Below are 1155 nucleotides of genomic sequence, written 5' to 3'. Positions count from 1 at the left end.
AACTCCTGCAATTATCAAAAAAGACGGAGAATACTACTTCTTCAGTTCAAAGGCCTCCGGATGGTATCCAAGTCAAACGATGTATACCTCAACAACTGACTTGGCAGGTGAATGGACACCTATAAGAGAAATTGGTAATAATACTACCTTTGATGCACAGTTTAACAGAATTAGTAAAGTAGGAACAACTTATGGAGTATGGAGCTATCATTGGGGGGCACAAAGGAAATATAAAACTCCGGACGGCAACTTTCCCAGAATCTCTATTGCTGCATTTAATAAAGGGTATGCTTCTATGGATTATTACAGATATTTGGAATTCAATGACAATTATGGAATTATCCCTGTACAAAATGGTAAGAATTTGACATTAAATGTTCCTGTTACATCTGCTGTACCTGGAGCAAAAGGAGTCAAAGCTGACTGTATTACGGATGGAGCAAGCTTAGACTCCTCTACTTACTTCCAAAAAAGTTCAAATGCTACCATAGGTACACCTTATATGTTCACTGTAGACATGCAGAAAAAAGCTAGAATTTCAGAAATTAATCTTTCCACAAGATTAGTCAATGGTTCTGAAGCAGCCTATAAATACACAATTGAAGGAAGCCTGGATGGCAAAAGTTATAAAATGCTCGTGGATGGCAGAACAAATTGGCAAGTGGGATTTCTGATTCTGAATGTAGAAGATCCTACAGCTTATAGATATTTACGTCTACGTATCTATGGTGTTGTCAATATACATAAAGGTAATTCCGCAATGTGGGCTGACGGCATTTATGAATTTACAGCTTTGGGTATCCCAGAATAACAAGTAAATAGATAAAGTCACAATAAAGCCGGTTAATGTTTGAAGTTAACCGGCTTTATTGTGATCTAAAAACTTGCTATCACTCACTAATAAATATCCTTATTCACCAATAAATAATAAACTAATGCCCAATCCTGATCATTAGCATAAGGGTCATAAAATCCGGCTTTTACGCCGTTTACCCTATTAGGATAGATATAAGCACAAGAGGCTTTACCATTTTCAAAGAACAGGCAAAGATTGTTCCTTACAATATTTTCAGCACGTCTTTTATAAGCATTGTCTCCGACACATTGTGCATAAAGATAAAAAGCAGCTCCTGTTAATGTACTCCAATAATGAGG

Annotated in this window: 1 protein-coding gene and 1 pseudogene; one reads left to right on the top strand and one right to left on the bottom strand. The window is 36.5% G+C overall.

What is annotated here, in order from left to right; translation table 11 throughout:
• Positions 1-811: discoidin domain-containing protein (locus AB5935_RS27335; RefSeq protein ID WP_368328018.1), on the top strand; the 811-nt coding region annotated here is incomplete at its 5' end.
• An 86-nt stretch (positions 812-897) separates the two neighbouring features.
• Here the strand turns inward: AB5935_RS27335 and AB5935_RS27330 are convergent.
• A pseudogene (locus AB5935_RS27330) lies at positions 898-1155 on the bottom strand (six-hairpin glycosidase); the annotation flags it as partial.

The organism is Phocaeicola sp. RTP21198st1_B8_RTP21198_201120 (genome assembly GCF_040929485.1).
Lineage (GTDB): Bacteria > Bacteroidota > Bacteroidia > Bacteroidales > Bacteroidaceae > Phocaeicola > Phocaeicola dorei.
This window is presented reverse-complemented; position numbering and strand designations above follow the sequence as displayed.